This is a genomic window from Mediterraneibacter sp. NSJ-151 (assembly GCF_022487435.1).
Classification (GTDB): domain Bacteria; phylum Bacillota; class Clostridia; order Lachnospirales; family Lachnospiraceae; genus Schaedlerella; species Schaedlerella hominis.
Map to the genome: position 1 here is coordinate 79,607 of NZ_JAKVPP010000004.1, position 25,200 is coordinate 104,806.

Genomic DNA, 25,200 nt, shown 5'->3' on the forward strand with positions numbered 1-25,200 from the left:
GCGACAGCATCATAACGAGTGTTAGGATAAAACTGATTATTTTTTATAAGCCTTCATATATGTACACGACTCCTTTCCAAGGTTCCCTTTGTAATAAGATACACAGTAAATATTGTAACGGTTGCATTTATTTAAAAAATTAAAAAAGATAATTTTTAATTTTTGTTTTTTGAATTTTTTGATTGGTAAAATAAGAAAATGGATTATAAAGAGTTGCACTCTAGGTACCTCCTACGTACAGAATAAGTATCAAATACAAAGGAGTGAAATCATTATGATTAAAAAATTAAGAGTAGCCGTGGATCACGGGAACCGGAACATGAAAACCTGTCATTTTATCTTTACCACAGGACTGACGGAACAGGATAAAAAGCCTGCCAGGGGAGAGAAGTATCTGAAATATCAGGGAAAGTATTATACCCTTAGTGAGAAGCGGATTCCGTACCAGAGGGACAAGACGCAGGACAGCCGGAACCGATTCTGGATTCTGACCTTATTTGCCATTGCAATGGAGCTGGAGCAGAAAAGCCAGATCCAGCCGGAGGATGTCATTCAGGTGGAACTTCCGATTGGGCTTCCGCCGAAGCATTTTGCAGAGCTTTGTGAGAGATATGAACGCTATTTCAAAGGGGACGGGAAGGTGCAGGAACTGTGCTTCAACGATAAAGTCTATCACCTCTGTATACAGAATGTAATGGCGTTTCCGCAGGATTATGCAGCCATGATGACGAGGATGATGGAAATCCGTGAGATTCCGAAAGTCGTAGGGATTGATATTGGCGGATTTACTTCTGATTATCTTCTGATGAGAAGTGGCAGACCGGATATGGATTATTGTGATTCTCTGGAAAAAGGTGTGATTACCATGTATAACGATATCATTTCCAGTATTAACAGTGAATATGACATGCTTCTGGAGGAGGCAGATATCGACAGTATCATCAAGGGAAAAACGCAGTATTATGAGGAAGCTGTTGTACAGGCAGTAGAAACCATGGTTCAGAATTTTGTTACCGATCTTCTGAACAGCATCCGAGAGCGGGGCATTGATACAAAATCTACTTATACGGTGTTTATCGGCGGCGGAGCAGTGCTTCTGGAACGATTTCTGGAGCAGGCAGACCGGTTGGGAAAACATACCTTTATCCGGGATATGAAAGCAAATGCCGATGGATATGATCTTTTGTATCGCATGACACAGGCTGGAGTGTGATTTTATGGGAAAGAAAAATCCGTTTGTATTCACTATTGGTTTTGATAAGTCGGATCCAGATCACGTGTATGTGACAGAACTTCTGAATACGACAGAGAAAAAAGCAAAACTGATCGTTGCGGCAATTCTGGCATATACGGGAAGAACGGATGAGACAGGTAATGGCAGTATAAGCATGGAACCGGATATGCTCCGGCCAATGATGCAGCAAATCATCCGGGAAGAAGTAAGAAAGGTATTGGAAGGGCAGGACGTTTCTAAGATAAATAGAGAAATGCCCACAGAAGTTGATTTGATGGAAGAAGAACCGCTGCGGATGGATCAGACTATGAGACAGAATGTAGTGGATGCTATCAGTGCATTTCGCAGGGCATAAAAAAGCAGGAGAGATACACATGCTTATGGCAGTGTACTCTCCTGTTCTTTGTATCAGAATGGGAATAGACAGAAAACTCACAGACTATTCACAGATTACTCACAGATTGTCTTTGTATAATGTGTAGATGATGTAGGACGGATTTTGCGGACATTCAAAATAAAAAAGAATGTGGAGGTAACAGACAATGGCAAAATCATTATTTGAGGAACTGGGCGGCAAATACGAAAGGCAAGGGGATTATTTGATACCGTGCTTAACTGTACCCGCCGAAGAAGAACAGGCAATAGGCATCTGGGGGCAACGGCATTTAGATTATCTAAAACAGTACCGTAAAGTTACATACACCAATCTTCTTACAAGCGGCAGGCTAAACGCCTACCTTGCCGACATCAACAGACAGGCACAGGAACGCTTTGAAAGGCTCATAGAGGGTATGAAACAGGCACAGGGCATAACGGAACAGCTAAAGGCAGAAAACGCCTTAGAATGGACAGGATGCCTCAATAACATAAGGGCTTGTGCGAGGGAGATTGTGGAAAAGGAAATTATTTTTGCATAAACAGATGATTAGTGGCAGGGGGAAATCCTGCCGCTTTTTCTGCTTTAGTTTGTCAGCTTGACAAATAAAAGCTTGACAAATAAAGGGTTAAGGAATATAATTAGATTCAGTATTATACAAGGAGTTAATAAATATGCGGCAAGGTATTCTTAAATAAACTGTCAATTTGATAGTGGGAACAAAAAGTAGCAGTCTCGTTTCACTTTTAATATGGGGCTTAGTTTTTTGTACCCAGTTTAAGAATACTTTTATCATGTAATTTTATATGCCCGAAAACATATAAGTGTTTTGGGGCTATTGGAGTTATTTACCCAGTGATAGGAGTATTTATCACTGGGTATTTTTATGCCCTTTTTTGGGTGTTGATAGGAGGAAAATCACATGAAAATAATTAACTTAGGCATTCTGGCTCACGTTGACGCAGGAAAGACAACATTAACGGAAAGTTTATTGTATACCAGTGGTGCAATTGCAGAACTAGGGAGCGTAGATGAAGGCACAACAAGGACAGATACAATGAATTTGGAGCGTCAAAGGGGAATCACTATCCAGACAGCAGTGACATCTTTTCAGTGGGAGGATGTAAAAGTCAACATTATAGATACGCCAGGCCATATGGATTTTTTGGCGGAAGTATACCGTTCTTTATCCGTATTAGACGGAGCAGTATTATTAGTTTCTGCAAAGGATGGCATACAGGCACAGACCCGTATACTGTTTCATGCACTACAGACAATGAAGATTCCGACAATTTTTTTCATCAATAAAATTGACCAAGAGGGGATTGATTTGCCAATGGTATATCAAGAAATGAAAGCAAAGCTTTCTTCGGAAATTATAGTGAAGCAAAAGGTTGGGCAGCATCCCCATATAAATGTAACGGACAATGACGATATGGAACAGTGGGATGCGGTAATTATGGGAAACGATGAACTATTAGAGAAATATATGTCAGGGAAACCGTTTAAAATGTCAGAACTGGAACAGGAAGAAAACAGGAGATTCCAAAACGGAACGTTATTTCCCGTTTATCACGGAAGCGCTAAAAACAATCTGGGGATTCGGAAGCTTATAGAAGTGATTGCCAGTAAGTTTTATTCATCAACGCCTGAAGGTCAATCTGAACTATGCGGGCAGGTTTTTAAGATTGAATATTCAGAGAAAAGGCGGCGTTTTGTTTATGTGCGTATATATAGCGGAACATTGCATTTGAGGGATGTTATTAGAATATCTGAAAAAGAGAAAATAAAAATCACAGAGATGTGTGTTCCGATAAACGGGGAATTATGTTCATCCGATATAGCCTGCTCTGGTGATATTGTAATTTTACCAAATGATGTTTTGCAGCTAAACAGTATTTTGGGGAACGAAATGCTGTTGCCGCAGAGAACATTTATTGAAAATCCTCTCCCTATGCTCCAAACAACGATTGCAGCAAAGAAATCTGAACAGCGGGAAATATTGCTTGGGGCACTTACAGAAATTTCAGATGGCGACCCTCTTTTAAAATATTATGTGGATACTACAACGCATGAGATTATACTTTCTTTTTTGGGGAAAGTGCAGATGGAAGTCATTTGTGCCATCCTTGAGGAAAAATATCATGTGGAGGCAGAAATAAAAGAGCCTACTGTTATATATATGGAAAGACCGCTTAGAAAAGCAGAATATACCATCCACATAGAAGTCCCGCCAAATCCTTTCTGGGCTTCTGTCGGGTTGTCCATAGAGCCGCTCCCTATTGGAAGCGGAGTGCAGTATGAAAGCAGAGTTTCACTTGGATATTTAAATCAATCGTTCCAAAATGCGGTTATGGAGGGGGTTCTTTATGGCTGCGAGCAGGGGCTGTATGGATGGAAAGTGACAGACTGTAAAATCTGTTTTGAATATGGATTGTATTATAGTCCTGTAAGTACCCCCGCAGACTTTCGGCTGCTTTCCCCTATCGTATTGGAGCAGGCTTTAAAAAAAGCAGGGACAGAACTATTAGAGCCATATCTCCACTTTGAAATTTATGCACCGCAGGAATATCTCTCACGGGCGTATCATGATGCTCCAAGGTATTGTGCAGATATTGTAAGTACTCAGATAAAGAATGACGAGGTCATTCTGAAAGGAGAAATCCCTGCTAGATGTATTCAAGAATACAGGAACGATTTAACTTATTTCACAAATGGGCAGGGAGTCTGCTTGACAGAGTTAAAAGGATACCAGCCAGCTATTGGTAAATTTATTTGCCAACCCCGCCGCCCGAATAGCCGTATAGATAAGGTTCGGCATATGTTCCACAAGTTAGCTTAACAGCTTGCAAAAGTCATATAAAATGAGATTTGAAAGGATTAGAGACTAATTATGATGAAATGTAACTTCATGTTTGCTAAAAATTCAAAGGCATATTCTGTCTACCTGCTGTTCCGATTTGTCTGTTCCCTGGCGGTTTCTATGTCCACAGTGCTTTCCATCGTGTACCACCTGGAGGTGGTGCAGCTGGATGCTTTCCAGCTTGTCCTGGTAGGGACGGTTCAGGAGACCTCCTGCTTTCTGTTCGAGATGCCCACCGGTGTGGTGGCGGATTTGTATAGCCGTCGGCGCTCGGTGCTGATTGGAATGTTCCTCTACGGCCTGGGCTTTCTGATGGAGGGTGCGCTACCGTGGTTCGCGCCGGTTCTGCTGGCCCAGGTTGTCTGGGGTTGCGGTGATACCTTCATCACCGGCGCTCTGGAGGCGTGGATTGCCTCGGAGGAAGAGGACAAACCCATAGACAAGGTGTTCCTGCGGGGCAGTCAAATGGGGCAAATCGGCGGCGTTCTGGGCGTGGTGCTGGGCACACTGCTGGGAAACATAAACCTGCAAATGCCTGTCATCTTGGGGGGCAGTTTGTGCTTGTTGTTGGGGCTGGTGATGGTTCGCATCATGCCAGAAACCAACTTCTCCCCTGCTATTGAGGAACGGCAGGGCTTGCTTAAAGACTTTGTCTGCCTGTTCAAGCTCAACCTGGGCTTTGTGAAAGGCGCACCTGTGTTGCTGGCGCTCTTAGCAATCACACTATGCGGGGGACTTGCCAGTGAAGGCTTTGACCGGCTCTCCACCGCTCATTTTCTGGATGACACGGTAATACCCGTTATCGGGCCGCTGAACAGCGTCACTTGGTTCGGTGTTATCAGTCTTATCGGCAACGGCTTAGGTATTCTGGCTTCTCAGTTGCTCATCGCCCGCATGGAGAAAAAAGGGACTGTCAGCCGAACCAGTGTGGTCATGTCCACCAGCGCCGGGTATATCCTGTTCCTGGTTCTCTTCGCGGTGGGGCGGAGCTTTTGGTTCATGTTGTTGGTGTTCCTGCTGGCGGGGCTTATGCGCACCATCAAGGAGCCTGTGCTGGCCGCCTGGATGAACGACCATGTGGATGAGAAAATGCGCGCCACAGTCTTTTCCACCAGCGGACAGCTGGACTCTTTCGGGCAGATCATCGGCGGGCCTATTGTGGGGCTGGTAGCCCAGCAGGTGTCCATACCCTGGGGGCTGGTCTGTACCGCTTTCCTGCTGTTGCCCGCGCTGTTCTTAGTGCCGGTGGCGGGAAAGAAGCGGGATTGATATGGCATAGTTAAGTTTACTGACGAGCGGGAGATTACTTCCGCTCGTCTTCATTTAGTAGCGCAAAATTTGAGGACTCTTTATTTCCTTATTCGGTATAGCGGAGGCGGCTGTCAATTCGACATAATTTTCTTGTGATACTTTACCGTACATGAGCATTTGTTTCGTATTTGAAAGAACAAACTCACCAAATAAAAAAAACGATATTCGGGTGGGTTATTTTGTTATACCCTAAATTACCCTCTGAATTTGTTTTTAAATTTGGAGGGATTTTTTTATGTCCTTTTTTCGGGCAGTTATCTATCTGCTCATACGAAGCAAAATTTATCAATACATAGCATATCAGAGAACGGCAGGAAACCAGTTAAAAAAATTTCTGCCTATGCAACGGCACTTCCTGCCTTGAATGTAGAAGTACAATCTCCATACAACAGAATTAATATTTCCCATAACCGTAAAGGTCATAGAGCCTTTGCGGTTTTTCTTTTGTCGATTTTTGTTGGAAAGTGCCATAGGGCTATTAGTGGTGTTAGGTGTCGTTCGCCACCTCTCCATCTGGATTTTGAACATTTCAAAAATTCAGATGGGAGGTACTTACAGTGAAATACGCACCGAGAAAGGTATATATCAAGGAAAGCGGCAGATATGTGGAACTGTCCTATACGGATTTCTGCCGCCGCAGGGAATCCGACCAGACCTATATGGACAAGCTGTTTATCCCCATTCAAGGCTGTCTGCTTGAAGTCGTGAGGGAGCAATACACGGACTTCTACCGAGATAAGGAACGGTGGCGTTATCTGAAAAAATTAGATACGAAGAACAGCCTGCTTTCTCTGGATGGATTTACGGACAGCGAGGGGAAGCCTTTAGACTTTATCGCTGATGAAGCGGCAGACATTGCGGAAACCGTTGTCAATGCGGTTATGGTGGACAGGCTGAAAGCCGCCCTGCCTTTGCTGTCGGATAGTGAACAGGAATTGATACAGGCAATCTTTTTTGACGGACTTTCTGAGCGTGAAGTCGGGGCGAGGTTCGGCATAACCCAGAGCGTTGTGAACAAACGCAAAGCCAGAATCCTAAGAAAACTAAGAAAGATAATAGAAAATTAAAATTTAAGGCGTTCAGCCCCCTTGTTTTTTCCTTTGGGAAAATGAGGGGGTTTTTCTCTGCCCTCTCAATCAATTCTGATTGGAGGAAGTAAGAATGGCATACAACCACGGACGGGAGGACAGGAAATGGCGTATCTGGAAAGAAGCGGCAGGCGGAAGTGGGTACGGTTGCGGAGTTACTGGACGAGATTGAGAGCGAAAATCTCTATCAAGTATTAGTCGCGGTGGACGGGCGTACCTTGAAAATCGTCCTGCTGAAAATGCAGGGGTATTCCACAAAGGAGATTGCCCCGCTCGTGCATTTGACGACTGGTGCCATCTATGCGAGGTTAGACCATCTGCGGAAGAAGCTACGAAAATTTTATAGCGTCTAAAACAGCCTGCCGTCCTGCGGGCTACTGGGTGAGGGATGGAAATCCCCTCACTTATTTTTTGCAGGAGGCAAGCGGGATGGCATACAGAGTTAAGGCGTACACGCTTCGGGAGGAATCCACGGAAAGCGGCACAAGGTATTTTATCAGCTTTAAGGACGGGCAGGGCAAATCCCACGAGTTGGAAGTGTCGGAACAGTTCTTTATGGAGTTTCGGCAGATGGAACGCAGGAACAGGAATCTCCTCCAATGGGACGAGCGGCACAGGGAGTTTTCGGAAGTATGGGACGAAACGCTGAACAGGCGGGCGTTGAAGCTGCCTAAGAGCATAGAGGAACAAATGATTGAGGCAGAACGGGCAGAACTGCTCTGTAAGGCGGTTGACGGACTGCCAGAGATACAAAGGCGGCGTTTCCTGCTCTACTACGAGTATGAGTTCAATTTTTACCAAATCGCCGCTATGGAGCATTGCACCGCTTCGGCAATACAGAAATCTGTTGCGATTGCAAAGGAGAAAGTAAAGGCGGAAATGAGGAAGTATCTCCAACCGTGACCGACACCGCCCGAAAAAGAAATCTGTTTTTTATTTGTGTGGGATTGGCGGCATTACATACTCTCACTTTTTCTTCGTGGGAGTAAATCTATTTTTAAGGAGGTCAACGCCTATGTGCAACGAAAACAAAAACACCGCCCGAAAGGAGGAAAGCCATGCAGAAGTTACAGACAGTCAACGCCGAAACGCTCCTTTATGAACCGCTTGAGAAGCCGTCCTTTGTGGTGGACAGCCTTATCCCGACAGGCTTGTCGCTGTTCTGCGGCTCACAGAAGATAGGAAAGAGCTGGCTCATGCTGAAGCTATGTTTATGCGTGTCGCAGGGACTTCCCTTGTGGGATATGCCGACAATGGAGGGCGACGTGCTTTACCTCTGCCTTGAGGACACGTTCTGCCGTATACAGGACAGGCTGTTCCGATTGACGAACGAAGCGAGCAGGCGGCTTCACTTTGCCGTGGCAAGCTGCAAGCTGTCAGACGGTCTTATCGTGCAGCTTGAAGATTATCTGAAAGATTACCCAAACAGCAGGCTTATTGTCATTGACACTTTGCAGAAAGTCCGTACAGCTTCAAAAGACAATGCCTACGCAAGCGACTATGGGGACATCTCACTAATCAAAGACTTTGCCGACAGGCATTCATTGGCGGTCATTGTCGTACACCACATCCGAAAGCAGAATGACAGCGATGTGTTCAACAAGGTGTCTGGGACGACAGGCTTAACGGGGAGTGCGGACGCTACCTTTGTTCTGGAAAAGGAGAAACGGGCATCCGACACCGCCAAGCTGTATGTGACGGGCAGGGACACGCCCTATCAGGAATACACGCTGCGTTTCCGTGATTGCAGTTGGGAACTTGTGGAGAGAAAAACGCAGGAGCAGCTTGCGAAAGAAACGATACCAGACGTCCTTTTTCGGTTGGTGGATTTTATGAGGGATAAGGAAGAATGGGCAGGCACGGCAACGGAGCTGTTAGCCGCTATGAGGGAAACGGAAACCATACCCACGGTGATTACGAAATGGCTCAATGAATACCGCACCACATTTTTAAATGAGAACCATATCGTTTATCAGTACAGCCGCAAAAAACACGGCAGGCAGATTTCGCTTGCAAAGCGGGCGGGTGACAGCGGTGACGGTGGTGACAGCGATATTGGGATACCCCCTGTTACTGTCATTGACGCTTAAAGCCATGTAAAGCTGGCGGCTCTGCCCTGCGGGTGACAGCAGTGACGGTGGTGACAGTGATTTTAGGATACCCTGCCGATGTCATCCCTACGGGAGAACACCCCGTAAACGCAAAATGCAGGCGTGAGATTTACTCGCCCTTTTCGGTCGTGTAAAACCACCCCTGCGGTCAGAAAAATCATTCCGATTTTTCCGACTGCGTTTACAGGGTGTAACACACTACACTTTGCCCTGCAAAGTCGTGTGCCAGACGTTCCCTCTGGACTCCCTTAAGGCAGGGCTGTGCCCTGCTATCCTACGCCTTACGGCTTCGGATAAAAGAATGGCGGCATGACGGTGACGGCTCTTGCGAGGGGGGTATCCCAAAAACACCGTCATCATCGACATGACCGTCATGCAGGGGGTGAGGGTGACAGTTGCGGCAGTCGGCAGGGGGTATCCCAAAACTGCTGTCACCACCGTCACCGCTGTCACCCCAAAGGACGGTCACCCGCCGAAAGAAAGGAGGAATCCGCCTATGCCTTATGCAATCCTGCGTTTCCAGAAACGAAAAGCGGGCGGCGTTGCGGCTTGTGAACGCCACAACGAGCGGAAGAAAGAAGCCTACAAAAGCAACCCAGATATAGATATGGAACGCTCTAAAAACAATTACCATCTCATAGCACCACCAAAGTACACCTACAAGAAAGAGATTAACCGCATGGTAGCCGAAGCGGGGTGCAGGACAAGGAAAGACAGCGTGATGATGGTGGAAACGCTCATCACAGCTTCACCAGAATTTATGAACCAGTTACCGCCCGAAGAACAAAAAGCGTATTTCCAGACGGCTCTTGACTTCATTTCGGAGCGTGTTGGAAAGCAGAATATCCTCTCCGCTGTCGTCCATATGGACGAGAGAACGCCCCATATGCACCTCTGCTTTGTGCCGATTACGCCAGACAATAAGCTGTCAGCGAAAGCTATCTTAGGCAACCAGAAATCATTATCCGAGTGGCAGACCGCCTACCATGAGCGGATGTCCTCACGGTGGAATCAGCTTGAACGGGGGCAGTCCTCAATGGAAACCAAGCGGAAACACGTCCCCACATGGCTCTATAAATTAGGCGGCAGGCTTGATAAACAGTATGAAGAAATCGTGTCTGCCCTATCCGACATCAACGCCTTTAACGCAGGGAAGAAAAGGGATAAAGCGTTAGATTTACTCTCTGCATGGCTGCCAGACGTGGAGAAATTCTCTAAGGAAATCGGGAAACAGCAGGCGTATATCGACAGTTTGAAAGAGAGAATTGGGCAGGAATCAGACTATGCGGGGCGTATGCGTGATGAAAAGTACGAGCAGGAACTAAAGGTGCAGAAAGCGAATCAGAAGATATTTGAATTGCAGAGAACCAACGAGCAGATGGGGCGGCTGCTGTCAAAAATACCGCCCGAAGTGTTGGAAGAATTGCAGAAAAATCATAGAAGCAGAGCGAAAGAAAGGTAGATATGTGAATGAAGAAACAGGATTTTAAGGTGTTAAAGACCAAAGACTTGTACCCGTTCCCCGACAATCCGTTTCATGTGGCAGAAGATGAAACACTGTCAGAGTTAGCGGAAAGCATCAAGGAATTTGGCATTGTCACGCCGATAATCACACGCCCGAAAGAGGACGGGGACGGTTATGAAGTGATTGCAGGACAGCGGCGTGTCCGTGCTTCTGAACTTGCAGGGATAAATACCGTGCCTGCGTTTGTCCTGCCCTTAGACCGTGACCGAGCCATCATCACCCTTGTAGACAGCAATTTGCAGCGTGAGAATATCCTGCCATCGGAGCGGGCGTTTGCTTACAAGATGAAATCCGAAGCCATGAAGCGGCAGGGTTTCCGCACAGACTTAACCTCGTCACAAGTTGTGACGAAGTTGCGGACGGACGACAAGGTGGCACAGGGCTTCGGCGTGGGCAGGATGACCGTGCAGCGTTTTATCCGCCTGACGGAACTGATACCGCCGATTTTGCAGATGGTGGACGAGGGGAAAATCGCCCTCACGCCTGCGGTGGAACTGTCCTTCTTGAAGAAAGACGAGCAGGAAAACCTCTTTGCCACGATGGAGAGCGAAGAAGCAACGCCCTCACTCTCACAGGCACAGCGGATGAAACAGTTAAGCCAGAGCGGGCGGCTTGACATGGATACGATATTTGCGATTATGACGGAGGAAAAGGGCAACCAGAAAGAAACCTTGAAAATCAACACAAGCAAGCTGAAAAAATACTTTCCGAAGAACACAACGCCGAAGCAGATGGAGGAAACCATCATCAAACTTTTGGAGCGTGAGTTGCAGAGGAAACGCAACCGTGACAGCCGCTAATCTTCTTTTTTCGGGAAGTAAATACAGAGAGTTGAGGTATGGAGAATGAGAGAAATCCAGTATGAAATCGTAAAGGAAATCGCAGTATTGTCTACGGGCGACAGTGGCTACACAAAGGAAATCAATCTCATTTCATGGAATGGGAAAGAGCCGAAGTATGACATCCGCAGCTTTTCCCCGAACCGTGAAAAGTGCGGCAAGGGAATCACGCTGAACGCTGATGAAGCGGCGGCACTCCTTAAAGCATTACAGAAAGAATTAAACAGCGAGGATTAATGGTATCTGATTGGCAGGGCGGGGACATTTCCAAACTCTTCCCTGCCCTGTCTGGAAAGGAAGATTTAAGTATGGGCGAGGATAAGAAAGCAGATAAAAAGAGAAAGCGTATCGTGCCAAAAGCACCAGTGCAGATGATAATCAGCCGTGAATATGTCGGCACACAGACCGTTACAGAAGCGTTTGTCCCGATTATCTCCGAGGATATTCGGAAGAAGATTGCCGAGGGCGACACCTTCGACAATGAGGGGCTGTCCGCTTAGAATGTACGCAATGGGACATGAAAACAGATAGGACAGATACGGAGGTTTTACAGTATGGCAGGAATCAAAGAAGAAAAGAAAATCTATTTAGTCGGCATTTATTGCCGCTTATCTAAAGACGATGGTACGGATAACGAGAGTGCGAGCATTGCGACACAGAAATCCATCCTCACGGATTATGTGAAAAAGCAGGGATGGCACATAGCAAAAACGTATGTGGACGATGGTTATTCTGGTACAAATTTCCAAAGACCAAGTTTCCAGAATATGATAAAAGACATTGAAAGCGGTCTGATAAACTGCGTGATTACGAAAGATTTATCCCGTCTGGGGAGAAACTATCTTGATTGTGGGTTATATCTGGAAGTTTTCTTCCCAGAGCATAACGTGAGGTATATAGCGGTCAATGACGGCGTAGATACCTTGAATAAATCTGCTATGGACATCACGCCTTTCCGCAACATTTTAAACGAAATGTATGCCGCTGACATATCTGTTAAGATAAAATCGGCATATCGGGCGAGGTTTCAACAGGGGAAATTCATGGGAACTACCGCCCCTTATGGCTATATCAAAGACCCTGCCGACCACAACCATCTGCTGATAGATGATAAAGTGGCACATGTTGTAAAAGAGATATTCGACCTTGCATTAAAAGGGAATGGAGTTGCCAAAATTTGCAGACATCTTAATAAACAGCATATCCTACGCCCTGCCGCTTATGCGGCGGAGCGTGGCGAAACAGGCTTTGAACGTCATTTTGAGGGGAACGAGGACAAACGCTATATTTGGAGTGGGAACAGCGTGAGGAGCATTTTAAGAAGCCCGATATATGCGGGAAATCTTGTAGGCTACAAACGGATTGCCGCCAATATGAAAAGCAAGAAACGCCCCTCTAAGCTGCCCGAAGAATGGGAAGTGATACCCAATACCCATGAGGGAATAGTCACGCAGGAGGAATTTGATATTGTCCAACAGCTTATTACAAGTCGTAGGCTTCCACAGAACAAGGGAGGATTTGTAAATATTTTTGCAGGCGTTATCAAGTGTGTGGACTGCGGATGTGCTCTGCGGGCAATGAACGTACACAGGAGGAAACGCCCAGAGATTATCGACTGTGTACAGTATTCATGTAATAATTATGCAAGAAACGGAAGAAGCGAGTGTAGTGCCCACAATATAGAAGCAAGGGATTTATTCAATGCCGTTCTTGCCGACATCAACTGTTTTGCGGATATGGCAGTGAATGATGAAAAGGCGGTCAGGGCCATAGAAAAGCGGCTCACGGAAACAGACCAGAGCAGGGCGAAAGCATTAGAGAAAGAACGTAAGAAGCTGAACAAACGCCTTGCGGAACTGGACAGGCTGTTTTCCTCTCTCTACGAGGATAAGGTCATGGAGCGTATTACCGAGCGGAATTTTGAGATGATGTCGGGGAAATACCAGAAAGAGCAGCTTGAAATTGAAGCAAGGCTGAAAGAGGTGACGGAAACTCTTAATGAAAGCTACGAGAAATCACGGGGAATCCGTGACTTCCTCGCCCTTATCCGAAATTATCAAGGCTTAAAAGAACTGGATGCAACAGTTATAAACGCACTCATAGACAAGATACTTGTTTCGGAGCGTGAGAAGATGGCAGACGGAACAGTGAAGCAGGAAATCAAGATTTACTATAAATTCATCGGCTTTGTCGATGAATTACATATCATACCTACAAAACGGTGGGCAGCAATGCCCGCTAAAAATTGTACGGTGTGCGGCGTTGAATATGTCCCGGGCTCTGGTGCATCAAGGTATTGTCCTGCTTGTGCCAAGAAGATACGGAGGGAGAAATCAAACGAGAGCAAACGCAGGAGCAGAGAACAGAAAAGGATAGCATGTATGAACTGTCCGCAAAAAATGACCGACTGATGAAGGATACGGGAGAGCCTTAACTTAGGTTCTTGAATCCATCCAGAAGTCCACGCAGTGTAGAAAGGGCAAGCTGTTTCTGCTCCTCCGGGCAGGAATTTAGTTCTGCCATGATTTGCTGCATGGTAGAATCCGGGTTCGTTTTCTGGTTAGAAAATATAGCATCTATGGAAATATGTAAGTAAGTTGCCAAGGCATAAAGTGTTTCCAACTGTGGATTGCCAATATAGTTTTCAATATCAGAGACAGTCCGTAAAGAAATCTTTGCCTGTTCCGCAAGGCTGTTTTGCGAAAGATTGCGGCGGAGACGTTCTTCCCTGACTGCATCTCCCAATAATTTTTTCACCATCTATATCACCTCACTTAATGCATATATTTTATCGTAGATTAACACTATACGAAATGCGTTAAAGTGCGTTATGATAAGCAGGATAACACATGCACAAATAGAGAAACATGGAAGTAAGTACGACAGACATGAATGGACAGCATAAGATAAAAGCCAAAGAGGAACTGAATCTGTTAAAAAAATCTTATCCATACAATGTGTCGGAGAGAAGTTAGAATATGCAGTATATGAGATACTATCATCGCATATCCTACACAATTACATAGAAAGAGAAGTATCGGCTGGACTACGAATAGAGTGGTCCAGCCTTTCTTTTTTTCGAAAAAATGAAGGCAGTGTCACGTTTTGTTGCCGCTCACCGCCATCCTCGGAATTTTTTGGAACGTGATAAAAAATTTCGGAGGATAAAACAAATGAACAAAAAAACATATACAGGATCAAAGATACAAAATCACTTTACAGCATATCTGATACAGTTTGTCCGTGGAAAACGACATGATTATCTGGAGAAGAAAATCCAGATGGCTGATGCAGAAGAACTGTTGGAGGATATTGGACAGATGGAGGCAAGAATTGTAATCGAAGAATTGCTGGAGAACCAAACGAGGGAGCAGCTTTTATTGCAGGAGGCACAGGGGAAATATCCAGAATGGAATAAGATGTCAGATGAAAGACTGATGAAAGCGCTTCATACGCTGCGGGATGAAGAACGGAAGCTGATTTACCAGCATGTGTTTGAAGAACGTACTTTTGAGGAAATGAGCAGGCTAAACGGGTTATCAGAGGAGCGATGCAAGGGTATTTATTATTATGCAATCCGGAAGATCCGCAAGGTGATGGGAGGTGAAAACTAATGAATTTTGAACGATTACTTTTAAAGGCAAAAGAAGGAAATGCAGATGCGGTACTGAAGATTTTAGAGATATATAAGCCGCTTTTAATTAAGAATGCGATTGTGAATGGCAGATTTGATGAAGATCTGTATCAGGAACTGGTAAGTACATTGCTTCAGTGTATCCAGAGATTCCAGATAATTGAGTAAGTTATCTTAAACAAAGGCTGCAATCACTCTCAGGGGAGTAACATCCTCTGGGAGTGATTGTTTTTTGAAGGGTGATATTGCCTCAGTTCGAAGCGGCAGACGGTGTTGATCTATTATGTTGCCTGATGCTTTAATGCTCTTTTGTTGTTGCCAGTTCTTTATGAAGATGTAGAGCCATAAACACAGTAACAATAGCAGAAATTACATCGGCAATCGGTTGTGCATATAGTATTCCATTTATGCCCCAGAATGATGGGAGCAACAGAATGATCGGAACAAAGCAAATACCTTGTCGGCAAGCCCCAAGAACGAATCCGGCGGTGCCTTTTCCAAGTGCAAGAAACAGAGAAGAATACACTGTGTAAAATCCAAATACGAAGAAGGAAAATCCATTTGCCATTAGCGATTTTTGACCTACAGAAATCATCTCTGTATTGCCTTCTGTAAATTGCGAAATAATCTGTGTGGAAAATAGGGCTATTGTCAATCCCACAACTACACAAAATATTGTTGACCATAAGATAGAAGTTTTAATTGCTTCCCTGAGCCGATCAAACTTTTTGGCACCATAGCTAAAGCCGGCAATTGGTTGGAAACCTTTTAAGAAGCCGAACACAACCAGAGTTCCCATTGAAGTGATTCTTGTAACAGCGCCCATTCCGGCGATAACAGCATCTCCATAGATATTAGCTTCCCGGTTTATGAATGCGATAGAAAGGCTTGTAAGAAGCTGGAAAGTCAATGTGGGTATACCGATTTTCAGAATTTCAGTTATGATCTGCTTAGAAGGACAAAATTCCTTAATGGAAAATGTAAAAGCGCTTTTTTTCTGTAATGCATAAATTAAATATACAAGAGTAGAAGCCATTTGAGAAATTGCTGTAGCGATTGCCGCACCAGCAACCCCCATGTCGAGAGTATAGATGAAAATAGGATCTAAACCAATATTCAATACAGCTCCTAATAATAATGCACACATAGTTGTTTTTGCGGCGCCTTCACTTGCAACGATATTGTTCATCGTTACATTAAATACATTGAAAATACATGAAATAACATAGATTCTTCCATAAGAAAGGGCGTATGGCATAATCGTGTCTGTTGCACCTAACATGGTTAAAATAGGTTTCAAAAAAATTGCAGTTCCGATAATAATAACTGCGCCAATACAAACACTGCTGTATAATGCAGTACTGGCGACTTTACTTGCAGCTTCCCTATCTCCTCGCCCTAAAAGTCTTGATAAGTAGGAGGCGGCACCATTGCCAAACATCAGACCTAAACCAACAACTACTTGTCCTAAAGGAAACGCAATGGAAATTGCACCCATTTGACTCTCGCCAAGTCCTCCTATGAAATAAGCATCCACCAAATTGTAGAGAGCGTTAATAAGCATACCAATCATTATCGGTATACCAAGAGCCATTAGTGCTTGGGGAACAGGTGCATTTCCTAATAAATCCATTTTGTTGTTATTCTTGTTCATTTCAAATACTCCTTTCAATTAAGAATATAAATTATAGTAGTATAAATTATAGTATACTACGTGAGAGAATACTACTATAATTTATAGTAGTTGTCAAGCGTGTATCCTGCAATTTCCTTGACAAGAGGTATAAAATCAAATACTATAAATTACAGTATATATAACCGTAAGTATTTTATAGCTTTCGTGGATATAGAAAGTGGGTGAACTATGGCTACAATAGATTTAATTGTGTTAGGAATATTGAAAAAGGAACCGATGGGAGCCTATGATATTCAAAAATTAGTGGAATATCGTAATATATCAAAATGGGTAAAAATCAGTACACCATCCATTTACAAAAAAGCAATTCAGTTGGAGGAAAAAGGCTTCATTAAAGGAGAAATTGTGAAAGAAGGTAAGATGCCTGAAAAAGCAGTTTATTCATTAACAGATGAAGGCGAAAAAGAATTTGTAAAGCTTATGATGGAAACAGCCTCTAAACCCATTCACTTTTTTTTAGATTTTAATGCAGTAATTGTAAATTTGGATAAGTTACCGCCTGAAAGTCAACAATCATGTATTGCCAGTATTGAGGAAAATATTGAAATATTAAAAACTTATCTGGAGGAAAATCTTCGAGAGAAAGAGAATGATCCGGAAATCCCTAAGACTGGTATGGCAGTATTGCAACAGCAGATAGTTTTGGCGGATGCTATTGAAAAATGGATTATTTCTCTAAAAAAAGACTTTTGATGAAGAAGTCACTAGCTGATTTCTTATTAGGTCTGCAGGATTGGGAAGAAACAGGGATGGATGCCGACCTATGTTCCGGCTTTGTAGCCAGAACATAGAAATTTTCTTAGTGGGGAATCTCCCTCAAACCCGGTGCTCCTTATATCCTGCAGATTAAACTTCAAATTTATACCCATATCCAACTACTGTTTTTATGTAATTCTTGTCGCTGGAATACTTTTTTATCTTCTTGCGTATTTGAAAAATAGTGTTTTCCACGGCGTGGAAATAACCATTTGCTTTTTCATGCCAAACTGCTTCATAAATCTGTTGTTTAGTAAAAGCCATCCCTGGATTAGAATATAGCATATAAAGTACATCAAATTCTTTTACAGAAAAGTTAATGTCTTTTCGTACTATTAAGCCGTAGGTCGTAAAGGTCTGCGACTTTAACTTTACCCGGAAAGGAGCTGCCACATATATAGGCAGTGCTGTAATTTTAACAGTAACGGTCACCAATCTATGGGGATGGCTTGTATATCCGGCTGAAATGCTAAAAAATCAGTGGTTCTTATTTATCACTTCACTCTGCCCCGGTAATTATGTGTTTGCCGTTTCTGGCTCTTGCAGCTATTGCGATTCTACTGGTCTATTACCAGACTATTTGCAGGTAAAGCATTGCTCTGGTTTTGAATTTGAGTTTTGGCAGCCTAATAATAGCATTTTAGATTAGCTGTGATAAGGTGAAACAGATTAGGAGGAAAGTAAATTGCATTACAAAGACAAAAACCTACAGATAGATATTCGCTGTCATACTGTTTTTATGAATGATCAAAAGATTGAATTGAGTCTGAAAGAATTTACGGTACTAAAATATCTAACAGAACATCCTGGCTGGGTATTCTCTCACGAGGAGATTTATCGTAATGTCTGGAAGGAAGAACCGATTGACTGTGCTAATGCGGTTATGTGCTGCATTAGCCAGCTTCGTAAAAAGTTAAAAGTAGATTCACGGAACTGGAATTACATCCGCACCGTCCGAGGTGTGGGCTATAAGTTTCAACCACTCTCAGGGGAGTAACATCCTCTGGGAGTTTTTTGTCATATTTGTTGCACTTTTCGGCTCTGGTACGTACAGAAATAGAAAAGAAACATATCCCAAAATGTATACATTTTAGAAGTACGTTCCGGAAAGAGGGATTATATTTCAAAAAGGTTACACACACAGTTTTGAAATATACCAATAAAAGTGTGGATATTTTGGGACATGGAAAGGAGAAATGTGGATGCAGATATATGGATATCACCGTACCAGTACAAAGGAGCAGCATCTTGACCGTGGCATACAGGAAATTGAGCGGTACTGTAACGAGCATGAGATGGCACTTACGAATATTTTTACGGATCAGGAGACAGGGAAGAATTTTAATCGTCCGAGATATACCGTTTTAGTGGAGGATGTCCTGCGGCCGGGAGATATTTTGATTGTTACAGAATTGGACAGACTGGGAAGAAACAAGTATGACACCATGCAACAGATCCAGCGGATTAAGAACATGGGAGTGCGGCTTATGGTTCTGGAACTGCCGACTACGCTTATGGATTTATCTGTGATGGATAATGCGATGGCAAGGATGATGCTGGAAACAATCAATAACATGATGCTGGAGCTTTATGCTTCTATGGCGCAGGCAGAGCTGGAGAAAAAGGAGAAGCGACAGCGGGAAGGGATAGAAGCGAAGAAATTGCGGGGCGAATGGGATGATTATGGAAGACCAAGTGTGATGAAGCAGGAAACTTTTGATGAGAACTTTCAAAGCGTAGTTTCTGGAGAAACGACACCTACACAGCTTCGTAAAAATTTGGGAATGACGCACTCAACTTTTTATCGCTATCGAAAAACTTTTTATGAAAAATACCCGGAACTTTCAAATTCTGCAAATTAAAGTCCTATTACTTATATAGACCAAAGAATTTCAGGAGGAAAGAAATATGAGTGAAAAGAGAATAGGTACTTTAATTTATGATCCATCAATGGGAAGATTTGATATCCGGTTTGGGATTGAATCTTATTATGGAGGTCTTCATTGCGGAGAATGTTTTGATGTGAAGGTAAAGGATGCATGGATTCCGGTTCGGATTGAAATGGATGAAGACTGGTATCTGGTAGGGCTTCCTAAGACGAGTCTCAGTGGACTGACGGTTCGAATGTAGGAGGAGCATATGATGGAAGCTAAAAAGAAATATGAAAAGCCGGCATTCCGATTGGTGACAGATTTGGGGAGTATTTTGGAATGTCTGTATGAGGTATATGGAACGGATGGAACGATGTTGATTGCTGGGAACAAGTTATCGGATACGGTAATCTATCCGTTTATCCGCATGATTAAAAAGAAATGCAAAGCAGTGGATGCGGAAAAGCTGAATCTGATGCTCTGGAAGATTTATATGGTAAGTTCGAGAAAAGAAGAATTTGTGACGGCTGCTAAGAAAGAGCTGCAGCCTTATTTGACCAAGAAAGATGAAAAACAGATTGACACCACATATGACACCACATATACTATAGATAGGAGGCATTAAAGATGTCGAAATGGGATAAACTATTGACAAGAATTTGCTCATTATCGAAAGACCTTCGTTTTGATGAACTAAGAAAAGTATTAGAAAGTTATGGATATGAGATAAATGCTCCGAGAAGTGGGAGCAGCCATTATACATTCCGTAAAGCGGGATGCCAGCCGATAACAATACCGAAACACGAACCAATCAAGAAAATTTATGTTGAAATGGTAAAGCAGATTGTAGAAAGTGAGGCGAAAAACGATGAAGACACTGAATGATTATTTGGCAATGTCCTATCGCATGGAAATTGTGGAAGATAAGGATGAAGGTGGATTTGTGGTTTCTTATCCGGAACTGCCGGGATGCATCACCTGTGGAGAGACGATAGAAAGGGCAGTTGAAAATGCAGCGGATGCAAAAAAAGCATGGTTAGAAGCTGCACTGGAAGAAGGGATTGAGATTCACGAACCGGGAAGCCTGGAAGAGTATTCGGGACAGTTTAAAATAAGGATGCCACGCAGCTTACACCGGGATCTGGCGGAACACTCAAAAAAAGAAGGCATCAGTATGAATCAATACTGTATATATCTTCTTTCAAAGAATGATGCGCTGTTAGTAAAATAAATATACAAGAATATAGATGAAAAGAGCCGTCCGGATGGGCGGCTCGAAGTATTCTTTCTTTGATTAAAAATGATATTGTTCTAGCAGATAGATAGGAAGTGTTTGTACGTTTCCAACGGTTCCGCCTTTGGTATCACCTTTCAGATATAGTAGTTTATTGGCCTTCCCCTGTTCCAATGCCTTCAAGGCAGTAGATGCAGTTCCCTTACCGGCTTTAACTTCAATCAGATAGCGGATGTGAGTTTTCAATGTCTGAGCTACAAAATCAATTTCACCACCTTTATAAGTAGCAAAAGCCGGTGTCTCAAAGATAATTTCTTCCGGGAATTCCTGGCGTTTGGACAAGTTAATGTAAACATAGTTTTCGTTCAATGAGCCATCCATAGTTGATACAGTAGCACCAGTTCTGGAGAGATAATAATATGCAACTCCAAGATCCATGAAGAAGCAGCGGCTTCCCGGTTTGAAATTCAAGATGTCCAGTTCTGTGATTTTGCCACAGAAACCGATGATTCCAGAATGGTAAAGCCAGTTGATAGCACGATAGCAGGTTGCTTTAGAAAGATTACTGGAGTAATTCTTTGTAACGAGCTTTTGCAGTTCTTCACTTATACTGTCCTCATCTAATCCTTTCTTTTCACGAAGCAGAATACGGCAGATGCTTAAAAAGATGTTGGTAAAAACACTAATATCTGTGATGTCATCAAAGTACCGCATAGATTCGTTTAAGAAAATGCGGATGATTCTAACAAGCTCTTTTTGAGCTGCTTCCACGTCTTTTGTGTTAAGGTATGTTTCCACAACCTTTGGATAGCCGCCAATCTGTCTATAGATGTCGTAAACATTCTTTAATTCGTCATATAGTTCCGGTACGGTGTCATCTGCATGATCCAGTGGAAGTGATAGATACTTCTGAAAAAGCTGGTCATCCAATGCTTCCAAAAACTCTTTAAAGGAAAGGGTATAAATACGGATACTGGTAATATCTCCACTGGAGAATTTGAATTCCGGTTCCAGTACACGTCCCAGATAACTTCCAGTTACAATGAAATGCGCTTGAAAATAGCGGGTAAATTCTCGGATACGGTTGAATATCTCTGAGGATTCCTGAATTTCATCAATAATGATGACTGTATCGTTGGTATCTTCAAAATCCGGATCGAAGAGTTTAAAAGCATCGTGAAGCGGCTGCTCCGGTCGTTTTGTACCGGGAGTCCAGTCTGTGGCTTTTTTGTAACATTCCATAAATTGTTTGCCGGACAAATCAAACAGGTTAATGTAGATCTTGTGCCTGAAGTTCTCATCCGCAAATTTATTGATAATATATGTTTTTCCGACCTGTCTGGCACCATTCACTTCCAAGGTGCTGTGGACGGTATCGTTTTTCCAATCCAGAAGCTGATCGTAAACTTTTCTTTTCAGATACATGGGAAATGCTCCTTTCTTTCAACTGTTCCTATTATATCAAAATATGAATGGATAATATAGAGGGTAATTTCTGATAAATGATGAATTGTCTAGTCTGAGCAGTTCTTCACGGGTATTCCGGTTTCTGTCATTACTTTTTCGTACTGAAGAAGCTGTTCCCAGGTCAGCCATTCCGGTTTCTGATCTGTGGGAAAACCATTCCATAATTCTTTCATACGGGCAATATGGTTTTGAACGCTATGATTGCATAGGATAGACGGACTGCGATTTCCGTAGCCCAGATAGTATTCACAGTCAGACTGTAATTTACTTAACATCCGGTACTCGAATTCATAGGAACTTCTTTGATACGGAGCCGGATGAAATGTGTACTCCTGCTGTATGGGATGGGAAGGTTCTCCATCAATATGGTTAAAAGATAAAGAATAAAGATTCGGTTCAGGCTCTTTGCCAAGGTCAATATCCTTCCACAACTTTCCGAATTGGTCCTTATATACCGGACAGGAAAAATCATCCATGCCAGTATACTCAAGCACTAATTTTGTTTTTGCATTTTCATTCATTCTATTAGACCATCCTTTCCTTTATTGCAGACATTGAGGTATATTATTGGGCGCTGTTTCTGCATTCCACTGCAGCTTCGCACGTACATCCATCAGGATGATTCCTAACTGGTTTTCTCCGCAGTTATTGACTTTGCCCCAGAAATAGTCACCCCAGTTGTTTCCTTCAATAAGTGTGGACTCTCCGGTTGCAAGAAGTTTATCCCGGAGTTCCGGGTTCTGCATGAATTTGCACATGCAGATTTCATACATGAGCCGGACTTTCACTTTTTCCCAGTCCGGGCGTAATGTAAGATCTCTGCCGAGTTTCTTTGCATCAGAAGGATTATGCATCCGAAAAATACAGAATTTGCGTTGCTCTCTCGCAGAGAGTGTTTTCTGCGCTTGAAAAGCAGCTTCATTATTTGCATAGGTTTGTCCCATGTAAGAGACCGGTGCCGGATAGAAATTGCTTAGAAAAGCATAATCTCCCCGAAATTCATTGATCTGTGTAGGTATGCGCTTGCTTGTATTTGTTTGATTCATTATAAATTCCTCCTTTGTAAAAGAGGTGCGGCCTTTCAGCCACACCTCAAAATAATTCTCATCTATTGCAGAGATGGTTATGCAATCATCTCCAAAAATTCAGCTTCTGTAAGAATTGGAATACCAAGGCTCTGGGCTTTTGCCAGTTTGCTGCCGGCTTTTTCCCCGCAGATTAGGTAATCGGTTTTCTTTGTTACAGAGCTGCCAGGTTTGGCACCAAGCTCCAGAATCTTATCGTTGATACCGTCTCTGGTAAAATGCTCCAGTTTCCCTGTTGCTACGATGGTACATCCTGTAAATTTGTTTTCTTTTGTCATAATGGTCTCTTCCTTTCTTTGTTCAAATGTGAATTCGTTCTGTAAGTTTTTCCATAAATCAAGATTTGCTTCATCTGCAAACCAGGAATGGATGTTGTGATTTAAGATTTCGCCAAAATCCTCTAACTGAGTGAAGTCGTAATCTCCGACAGCCGCCTGTTCAAATGCAGTTAAATTTCCGGAAAATACGGTGTCCAGAATCCGGCTTTTGGTTCTGCCGATCATAGGAATATCCATGGAAACCAGATAGCGGACAAAGCTGGTCCTCCGGCTGGCGTTGATGGATTCCCACAAGCGGTCGAAAGATTTCTCACCATATCCGTCCAGTGCCACAATATCTTCCCGGTGTTCCTCCAGATGATAGATGTCCTGAAAAGAGTGCAGATAGCCCAGATTCAGGAATTTTTCTAAAGTGGCTTCTGACAGTCCTTCGATGTTCATTGCCTTCTTGCTGGCAAAATGGACAAACCTTCTTGTGATCTGGCTGTCGCACTGCGGATTATCACAATGCAGAGTTTCTACGGTGCGACCGTCGCTGGTCTTACGGCTGTAGGTTCTGGTTTTGGAACCACAGCAAGGGCAGACCGGAGGCGTGATGTCGGTATACCTTCCACGATCCAGATTATCCTCTATATGTGGGATGATCATGTTTCGTTTGGAAACAAGAATCCGGCATCCGGGTACAAGCTCCAGATTTTTGATAAAGGTCAGATTATGAAGGGAAGCTCTGGAAACATCACAGCCGTCAATCTCCACGGTATCGAAGATGCCGACCGGAGCAATCTCTCCGAATCTGGTCGGTGTCCATTCAATTTCACGCAAGAAAGTTTCGTAGGTATCATCCTCAAACTTATAGGCGAGGCCGTCCTTATAGTGGTGTCCGGTTTTTCCGCAGCTTTTGGAGTAGCTGAGACTGTCAAAAATCATGACAATGCCATCGATAGGAAGATGTAAATTTGCTGCTGTGGATACCAATTCCTGAATGAATTTCTCCGCATATTCTTTTGAAAGTCCGGTTCCTGAAATTGAGAAAAACGGGCAGTAACCAAAGCCCAGGTGTGTTAAACCTTCTAATTTGCAGGCTCTGCTGTCCGGGAAGGGAACATCCTCCATTCCTTCTAATACATTGAACGGAAGAAAGCGAACACAACGTCCGATACAGTTCTTCGGATCAAGACTTCGTACTGATCCGGAAGCAAAATTACGTCCGTTTTTATAAGGTTTTCCATTTCCATCACGCAGAGTATCTTTCAGACGTTCAAAATCATTGGTTGGTATAAAAGACTCACCGGTAATGACCAGACGTTCTTTGTGTGGAATGGTAAGCGGTACATTTAAAAATGCCGGGATATTGTGTGTAATATCTTCCCCCACTTCACCATCTCCACGGGTAGAAGCCTGAATCAGTCTGCCATCTTCGTAAATGAGTTTGGTAGTCAAACCGTCCAGTTTCAGCATAAAGAGAACTTCCTGTCCTTTCATGAAATCTAAAAGCTCTGAAATCAGTTTTGTTTTCTCAAGCGAGAGCAGTGGAATCGGATGGGTGACTTTGGCAAGTTCACTGACCGGATAATATCCAACCGTCTGTGTCGGAGAATTTGACAGGATGAAACCAGTCTGTTCCTCCAGTTCCTTCAGTTCGTCAAAGAGTCGGTCATACTCGGCATCAGATACCAGAGGGGCATCCTGATTGTAGTAGGCATGACGGTATTCATTGAGTTGTTTTACAAGATTCTTAATTCTTTTGACTGACATAGAGTCTCCTTTCTTTTGTGGCGTGCCAGTTCCGGAATCATTTGTTTCCGTAATCCTCCTTTCCCTGCGTTCAGGCA

29 protein-coding genes and 1 pseudogene are annotated in these 25,200 nt (G+C 43.5%); 23 read left to right on the top strand and 7 right to left on the bottom strand.

Translation table 11 applies throughout. The features are described from left to right. Positions 1 to 274: 274 nt before the first annotated feature. From LQE94_RS05110 to LQE94_RS05175, 14 genes and pseudogenes are all read left to right on the top strand, one after another. On the top strand, positions 275 to 1,213 hold the full coding sequence (locus tag LQE94_RS05110) for a ParM/StbA family protein (protein WP_020436706.1): 939 nt from the start codon (positions 275 to 277) through the stop codon (positions 1,211 to 1,213). A 4-nt stretch (positions 1,214 to 1,217) separates the two neighbouring features. Next, positions 1,218 to 1,589 (top strand): hypothetical protein, encoded by a 372-nt coding sequence (locus tag LQE94_RS05115; RefSeq protein WP_005333400.1) that lies wholly within the window; start codon positions 1,218 to 1,220, stop codon positions 1,587 to 1,589. Between the two features lie 187 nt (positions 1,590 to 1,776). Then, positions 1,777 to 2,151, top strand: coding sequence for a TnpV protein (locus LQE94_RS05120; protein ID WP_001129922.1), 375 nt, complete (start codon positions 1,777 to 1,779; stop codon positions 2,149 to 2,151). 381 nt (positions 2,152 to 2,532) lie between these two features. Next, a complete protein-coding gene (tet(O), locus tag LQE94_RS05125; protein WP_118772847.1) occupies positions 2,533 to 4,452 on the top strand; it encodes a tetracycline resistance ribosomal protection protein Tet(O) in 1,920 nt (639 codons plus the stop codon). A 69-nt stretch (positions 4,453 to 4,521) separates the two neighbouring features. Then, the gene (tet(40), locus tag LQE94_RS05130; protein ID WP_118237227.1) at positions 4,522 to 5,742 is read left to right on the top strand and encodes a tetracycline efflux MFS transporter Tet(40); all 1,221 of its coding nucleotides are present in this window, start codon (positions 4,522 to 4,524) and stop codon (positions 5,740 to 5,742) included. 599 nt (positions 5,743 to 6,341) lie between these two features. Next, complete coding sequence (locus tag LQE94_RS05135) at positions 6,342 to 6,851, top strand: sigma-70 family RNA polymerase sigma factor (RefSeq protein ID WP_002596252.1); 510 nt, start codon at positions 6,342 to 6,344, stop codon at positions 6,849 to 6,851. Between the two features lie 94 nt (positions 6,852 to 6,945). Next, positions 6,946 to 7,225: pseudogene (locus tag LQE94_RS05140) on the top strand (hypothetical protein). Positions 7,226 to 7,301: 76 nt separating this feature from the next. Next, positions 7,302 to 7,775: an RNA polymerase sigma factor gene (locus tag LQE94_RS05145; protein ID WP_002596254.1), complete on the top strand. Its 474-nt coding sequence runs from the start codon at positions 7,302 to 7,304 to the stop codon at positions 7,773 to 7,775. 155 nt (positions 7,776 to 7,930) lie between these two features. Beyond that, positions 7,931 to 8,962, top strand: a complete 1,032-nt coding sequence (locus LQE94_RS05150; protein WP_002596255.1) for an AAA family ATPase — start codon at positions 7,931 to 7,933, stop codon at positions 8,960 to 8,962. Between the two features lie 517 nt (positions 8,963 to 9,479). Next, positions 9,480 to 10,445, top strand: coding sequence for a MobV family relaxase (gene mobV, locus LQE94_RS05155; protein ID WP_001820668.1), 966 nt, complete (start codon positions 9,480 to 9,482; stop codon positions 10,443 to 10,445). An 8-nt stretch (positions 10,446 to 10,453) separates the two neighbouring features. Next, a complete protein-coding gene (locus LQE94_RS05160) occupies positions 10,454 to 11,308 on the top strand; it encodes a ParB/RepB/Spo0J family partition protein (RefSeq protein ID WP_000743700.1) in 855 nt (284 codons plus the stop codon). Between the two features lie 45 nt (positions 11,309 to 11,353). Next, on the top strand, positions 11,354 to 11,584 hold the full coding sequence (locus tag LQE94_RS05165) for a YdbC family protein (protein ID WP_001206986.1): 231 nt from the start codon (positions 11,354 to 11,356) through the stop codon (positions 11,582 to 11,584). 71 nt (positions 11,585 to 11,655) lie between these two features. Continuing rightward, entirely contained in the window at positions 11,656 to 11,847 is a 192-nt protein-coding gene (locus tag LQE94_RS05170) for a hypothetical protein (RefSeq protein WP_001820669.1), read from the top strand. A 54-nt stretch (positions 11,848 to 11,901) separates the two neighbouring features. Further along, positions 11,902 to 13,758, top strand: coding sequence for a recombinase family protein (locus LQE94_RS05175; RefSeq protein ID WP_001820670.1), 1,857 nt, complete (start codon positions 11,902 to 11,904; stop codon positions 13,756 to 13,758). A 19-nt stretch (positions 13,759 to 13,777) separates the two neighbouring features. Here the strand turns inward: LQE94_RS05175 and LQE94_RS05180 are convergent, their stop codons facing one another. After that, positions 13,778 to 14,107 (bottom strand): helix-turn-helix transcriptional regulator, encoded by a 330-nt coding sequence (locus tag LQE94_RS05180; protein WP_005333402.1) that lies wholly within the window; start codon positions 14,105 to 14,107, stop codon positions 13,778 to 13,780. 413 nt (positions 14,108 to 14,520) lie between these two features. Between LQE94_RS05180 and LQE94_RS05185 the strand changes: the two genes are divergently transcribed. Together LQE94_RS05185 and LQE94_RS05190 are read left to right on the top strand one after the other, a co-directional pair. Further along, a complete protein-coding gene (locus tag LQE94_RS05185) occupies positions 14,521 to 14,961 on the top strand; it encodes a sigma factor-like helix-turn-helix DNA-binding protein (RefSeq protein WP_023921559.1) in 441 nt (146 codons plus the stop codon). Continuing rightward, positions 14,961 to 15,149 carry a helix-turn-helix domain-containing protein gene (locus LQE94_RS05190; protein ID WP_005333406.1) on the top strand — a complete coding sequence of 63 codons (189 nt, stop codon included), beginning with the start codon at positions 14,961 to 14,963 and terminating at the stop codon, positions 15,147 to 15,149. The genes LQE94_RS05185 and LQE94_RS05190 overlap by 1 nt, the downstream gene beginning before the upstream one ends. A 130-nt stretch (positions 15,150 to 15,279) precedes the next feature. On the opposite strand, the gene LQE94_RS05195 is transcribed toward LQE94_RS05190, so the two are convergent. Next, complete coding sequence (locus LQE94_RS05195; protein WP_005333407.1) at positions 15,280 to 16,635, bottom strand: MATE family efflux transporter; 1,356 nt, start codon at positions 16,633 to 16,635, stop codon at positions 15,280 to 15,282. 210 nt (positions 16,636 to 16,845) lie between these two features. Here LQE94_RS05195 and LQE94_RS05200 point away from each other — a divergent pair, with 210 nt between their 5' ends. After that, the gene (locus LQE94_RS05200) at positions 16,846 to 17,370 is read left to right on the top strand and encodes a PadR family transcriptional regulator (protein ID WP_005333410.1); all 525 of its coding nucleotides are present in this window, start codon (positions 16,846 to 16,848) and stop codon (positions 17,368 to 17,370) included. A gap of 153 nt (positions 17,371 to 17,523) precedes the next feature. On the opposite strand, the gene LQE94_RS16410 is transcribed toward LQE94_RS05200, so the two are convergent. Continuing rightward, positions 17,524 to 17,865, bottom strand: coding sequence for a winged helix-turn-helix domain-containing protein (locus LQE94_RS16410; RefSeq protein WP_005333412.1), 342 nt, complete (start codon positions 17,863 to 17,865; stop codon positions 17,524 to 17,526). A 253-nt stretch (positions 17,866 to 18,118) separates the two neighbouring features. On the opposite strand from LQE94_RS16410, the gene LQE94_RS05210 reads away from it, so the two are divergent. From LQE94_RS05210 to LQE94_RS05235, 6 genes are all read left to right on the top strand, one after another. Beyond that, positions 18,119 to 18,430, top strand: a complete 312-nt coding sequence (locus tag LQE94_RS05210; protein WP_023921561.1) for a winged helix-turn-helix domain-containing protein — start codon at positions 18,119 to 18,121, stop codon at positions 18,428 to 18,430. Between the two features lie 205 nt (positions 18,431 to 18,635). Next, the gene (locus LQE94_RS05215; RefSeq protein WP_040015506.1) at positions 18,636 to 19,295 is read left to right on the top strand and encodes a recombinase family protein; all 660 of its coding nucleotides are present in this window, start codon (positions 18,636 to 18,638) and stop codon (positions 19,293 to 19,295) included. 46 nt (positions 19,296 to 19,341) lie between these two features. Beyond that, on the top strand, positions 19,342 to 19,563 hold the full coding sequence (locus LQE94_RS05220) for a DUF5348 domain-containing protein (protein ID WP_005333419.1): 222 nt from the start codon (positions 19,342 to 19,344) through the stop codon (positions 19,561 to 19,563). A gap of 9 nt (positions 19,564 to 19,572) precedes the next feature. Further along, positions 19,573 to 19,929 (top strand): hypothetical protein, encoded by a 357-nt coding sequence (locus LQE94_RS05225; RefSeq protein ID WP_005333420.1) that lies wholly within the window; start codon positions 19,573 to 19,575, stop codon positions 19,927 to 19,929. Between the two features lie 2 nt (positions 19,930 to 19,931). Continuing rightward, on the top strand, positions 19,932 to 20,189 hold the full coding sequence (locus tag LQE94_RS05230) for a type II toxin-antitoxin system HicA family toxin (protein WP_005333422.1): 258 nt from the start codon (positions 19,932 to 19,934) through the stop codon (positions 20,187 to 20,189). Then, a complete protein-coding gene (locus tag LQE94_RS05235) occupies positions 20,173 to 20,535 on the top strand; it encodes a type II toxin-antitoxin system HicB family antitoxin (protein ID WP_005333424.1) in 363 nt (120 codons plus the stop codon). Before LQE94_RS05230 ends, LQE94_RS05235 begins: the two co-directional genes overlap by 17 nt. Positions 20,536 to 20,598: 63 nt before the next feature. Here the strand turns inward: LQE94_RS05235 and LQE94_RS05240 are convergent, their stop codons facing one another. From LQE94_RS05240 to ligA, 4 genes are all read right to left on the bottom strand, one after another. Next, positions 20,599 to 21,963 carry an ATP-binding protein gene (locus LQE94_RS05240; protein WP_005333425.1) on the bottom strand — a complete coding sequence of 455 codons (1,365 nt, stop codon included), beginning with the start codon at positions 21,961 to 21,963 and terminating at the stop codon, positions 20,599 to 20,601. Positions 21,964 to 22,052: 89 nt separating this feature from the next. Continuing rightward, entirely contained in the window at positions 22,053 to 22,526 is a 474-nt protein-coding gene (locus LQE94_RS05245) for an LPD11 domain-containing protein (protein WP_005333427.1), read from the bottom strand. Between the two features lie 21 nt (positions 22,527 to 22,547). After that, positions 22,548 to 23,051 (bottom strand): NADAR family protein, encoded by a 504-nt coding sequence (locus tag LQE94_RS05250; protein ID WP_023921566.1) that lies wholly within the window; start codon positions 23,049 to 23,051, stop codon positions 22,548 to 22,550. Positions 23,052 to 23,128: 77 nt separating this feature from the next. Continuing rightward, positions 23,129 to 25,123: an NAD-dependent DNA ligase LigA gene (ligA, locus tag LQE94_RS05255; RefSeq protein ID WP_040015507.1), complete on the bottom strand. Its 1,995-nt coding sequence runs from the start codon at positions 25,121 to 25,123 to the stop codon at positions 23,129 to 23,131. Positions 25,124 to 25,200: the final 77 nt, after the last annotated feature.

Bases quoted from the DNA above. Each gene is read 5' to 3' on its own strand.
- LQE94_RS05215 (WP_040015506.1), top strand. From the start codon at position 18,636: ATGCAGATATATGGATATCACCGTACCAGTACAAAGGAGCAGCATCTT.
- ligA (WP_040015507.1), bottom strand. From the start codon at position 25,123: ATGTCAGTCAAAAGAATTAAGAATCTTGTAAAACAACTCAATGAATAC.
- LQE94_RS05115 (WP_005333400.1), top strand. From the start codon at position 1,218: ATGGGAAAGAAAAATCCGTTTGTATTCACTATTGGTTTTGATAAGTCG.
- LQE94_RS05220 (WP_005333419.1), top strand. From the start codon at position 19,342: ATGAGTGAAAAGAGAATAGGTACTTTAATTTATGATCCATCAATGGGA.
- LQE94_RS05180 (WP_005333402.1), bottom strand. From the start codon at position 14,107: ATGGTGAAAAAATTATTGGGAGATGCAGTCAGGGAAGAACGTCTCCGC.
- LQE94_RS05225 (WP_005333420.1), top strand. From the start codon at position 19,573: ATGATGGAAGCTAAAAAGAAATATGAAAAGCCGGCATTCCGATTGGTG.
- LQE94_RS05175 (WP_001820670.1), top strand. From the start codon at position 11,902: ATGGCAGGAATCAAAGAAGAAAAGAAAATCTATTTAGTCGGCATTTAT.
- LQE94_RS05190 (WP_005333406.1), top strand. From the start codon at position 14,961: ATGAATTTTGAACGATTACTTTTAAAGGCAAAAGAAGGAAATGCAGAT.
- LQE94_RS05200 (WP_005333410.1), top strand. From the start codon at position 16,846: ATGGCTACAATAGATTTAATTGTGTTAGGAATATTGAAAAAGGAACCG.
- LQE94_RS05170 (WP_001820669.1), top strand. From the start codon at position 11,656: ATGGGCGAGGATAAGAAAGCAGATAAAAAGAGAAAGCGTATCGTGCCA.
- LQE94_RS05235 (WP_005333424.1), top strand. From the start codon at position 20,173: ATGAAGACACTGAATGATTATTTGGCAATGTCCTATCGCATGGAAATT.
- LQE94_RS05150 (WP_002596255.1), top strand. From the start codon at position 7,931: ATGCAGAAGTTACAGACAGTCAACGCCGAAACGCTCCTTTATGAACCG.
- LQE94_RS05250 (WP_023921566.1), bottom strand. From the start codon at position 23,051: ATGAATCAAACAAATACAAGCAAGCGCATACCTACACAGATCAATGAA.
- LQE94_RS05245 (WP_005333427.1), bottom strand. From the start codon at position 22,526: ATGAATGAAAATGCAAAAACAAAATTAGTGCTTGAGTATACTGGCATG.
- LQE94_RS05120 (WP_001129922.1), top strand. From the start codon at position 1,777: ATGGCAAAATCATTATTTGAGGAACTGGGCGGCAAATACGAAAGGCAA.
- LQE94_RS05165 (WP_001206986.1), top strand. From the start codon at position 11,354: ATGAGAGAAATCCAGTATGAAATCGTAAAGGAAATCGCAGTATTGTCT.
- LQE94_RS05110 (WP_020436706.1), top strand. From the start codon at position 275: ATGATTAAAAAATTAAGAGTAGCCGTGGATCACGGGAACCGGAACATG.
- mobV (WP_001820668.1), top strand. From the start codon at position 9,480: ATGCCTTATGCAATCCTGCGTTTCCAGAAACGAAAAGCGGGCGGCGTT.
- LQE94_RS05195 (WP_005333407.1), bottom strand. From the start codon at position 16,635: ATGAACAAGAATAACAACAAAATGGATTTATTAGGAAATGCACCTGTT.
- LQE94_RS05160 (WP_000743700.1), top strand. From the start codon at position 10,454: ATGAAGAAACAGGATTTTAAGGTGTTAAAGACCAAAGACTTGTACCCG.
- LQE94_RS05185 (WP_023921559.1), top strand. From the start codon at position 14,521: ATGAACAAAAAAACATATACAGGATCAAAGATACAAAATCACTTTACA.
- LQE94_RS05230 (WP_005333422.1), top strand. From the start codon at position 19,932: ATGTCGAAATGGGATAAACTATTGACAAGAATTTGCTCATTATCGAAA.
- LQE94_RS05240 (WP_005333425.1), bottom strand. From the start codon at position 21,963: ATGTATCTGAAAAGAAAAGTTTACGATCAGCTTCTGGATTGGAAAAAC.
- LQE94_RS05145 (WP_002596254.1), top strand. From the start codon at position 7,302: ATGGCATACAGAGTTAAGGCGTACACGCTTCGGGAGGAATCCACGGAA.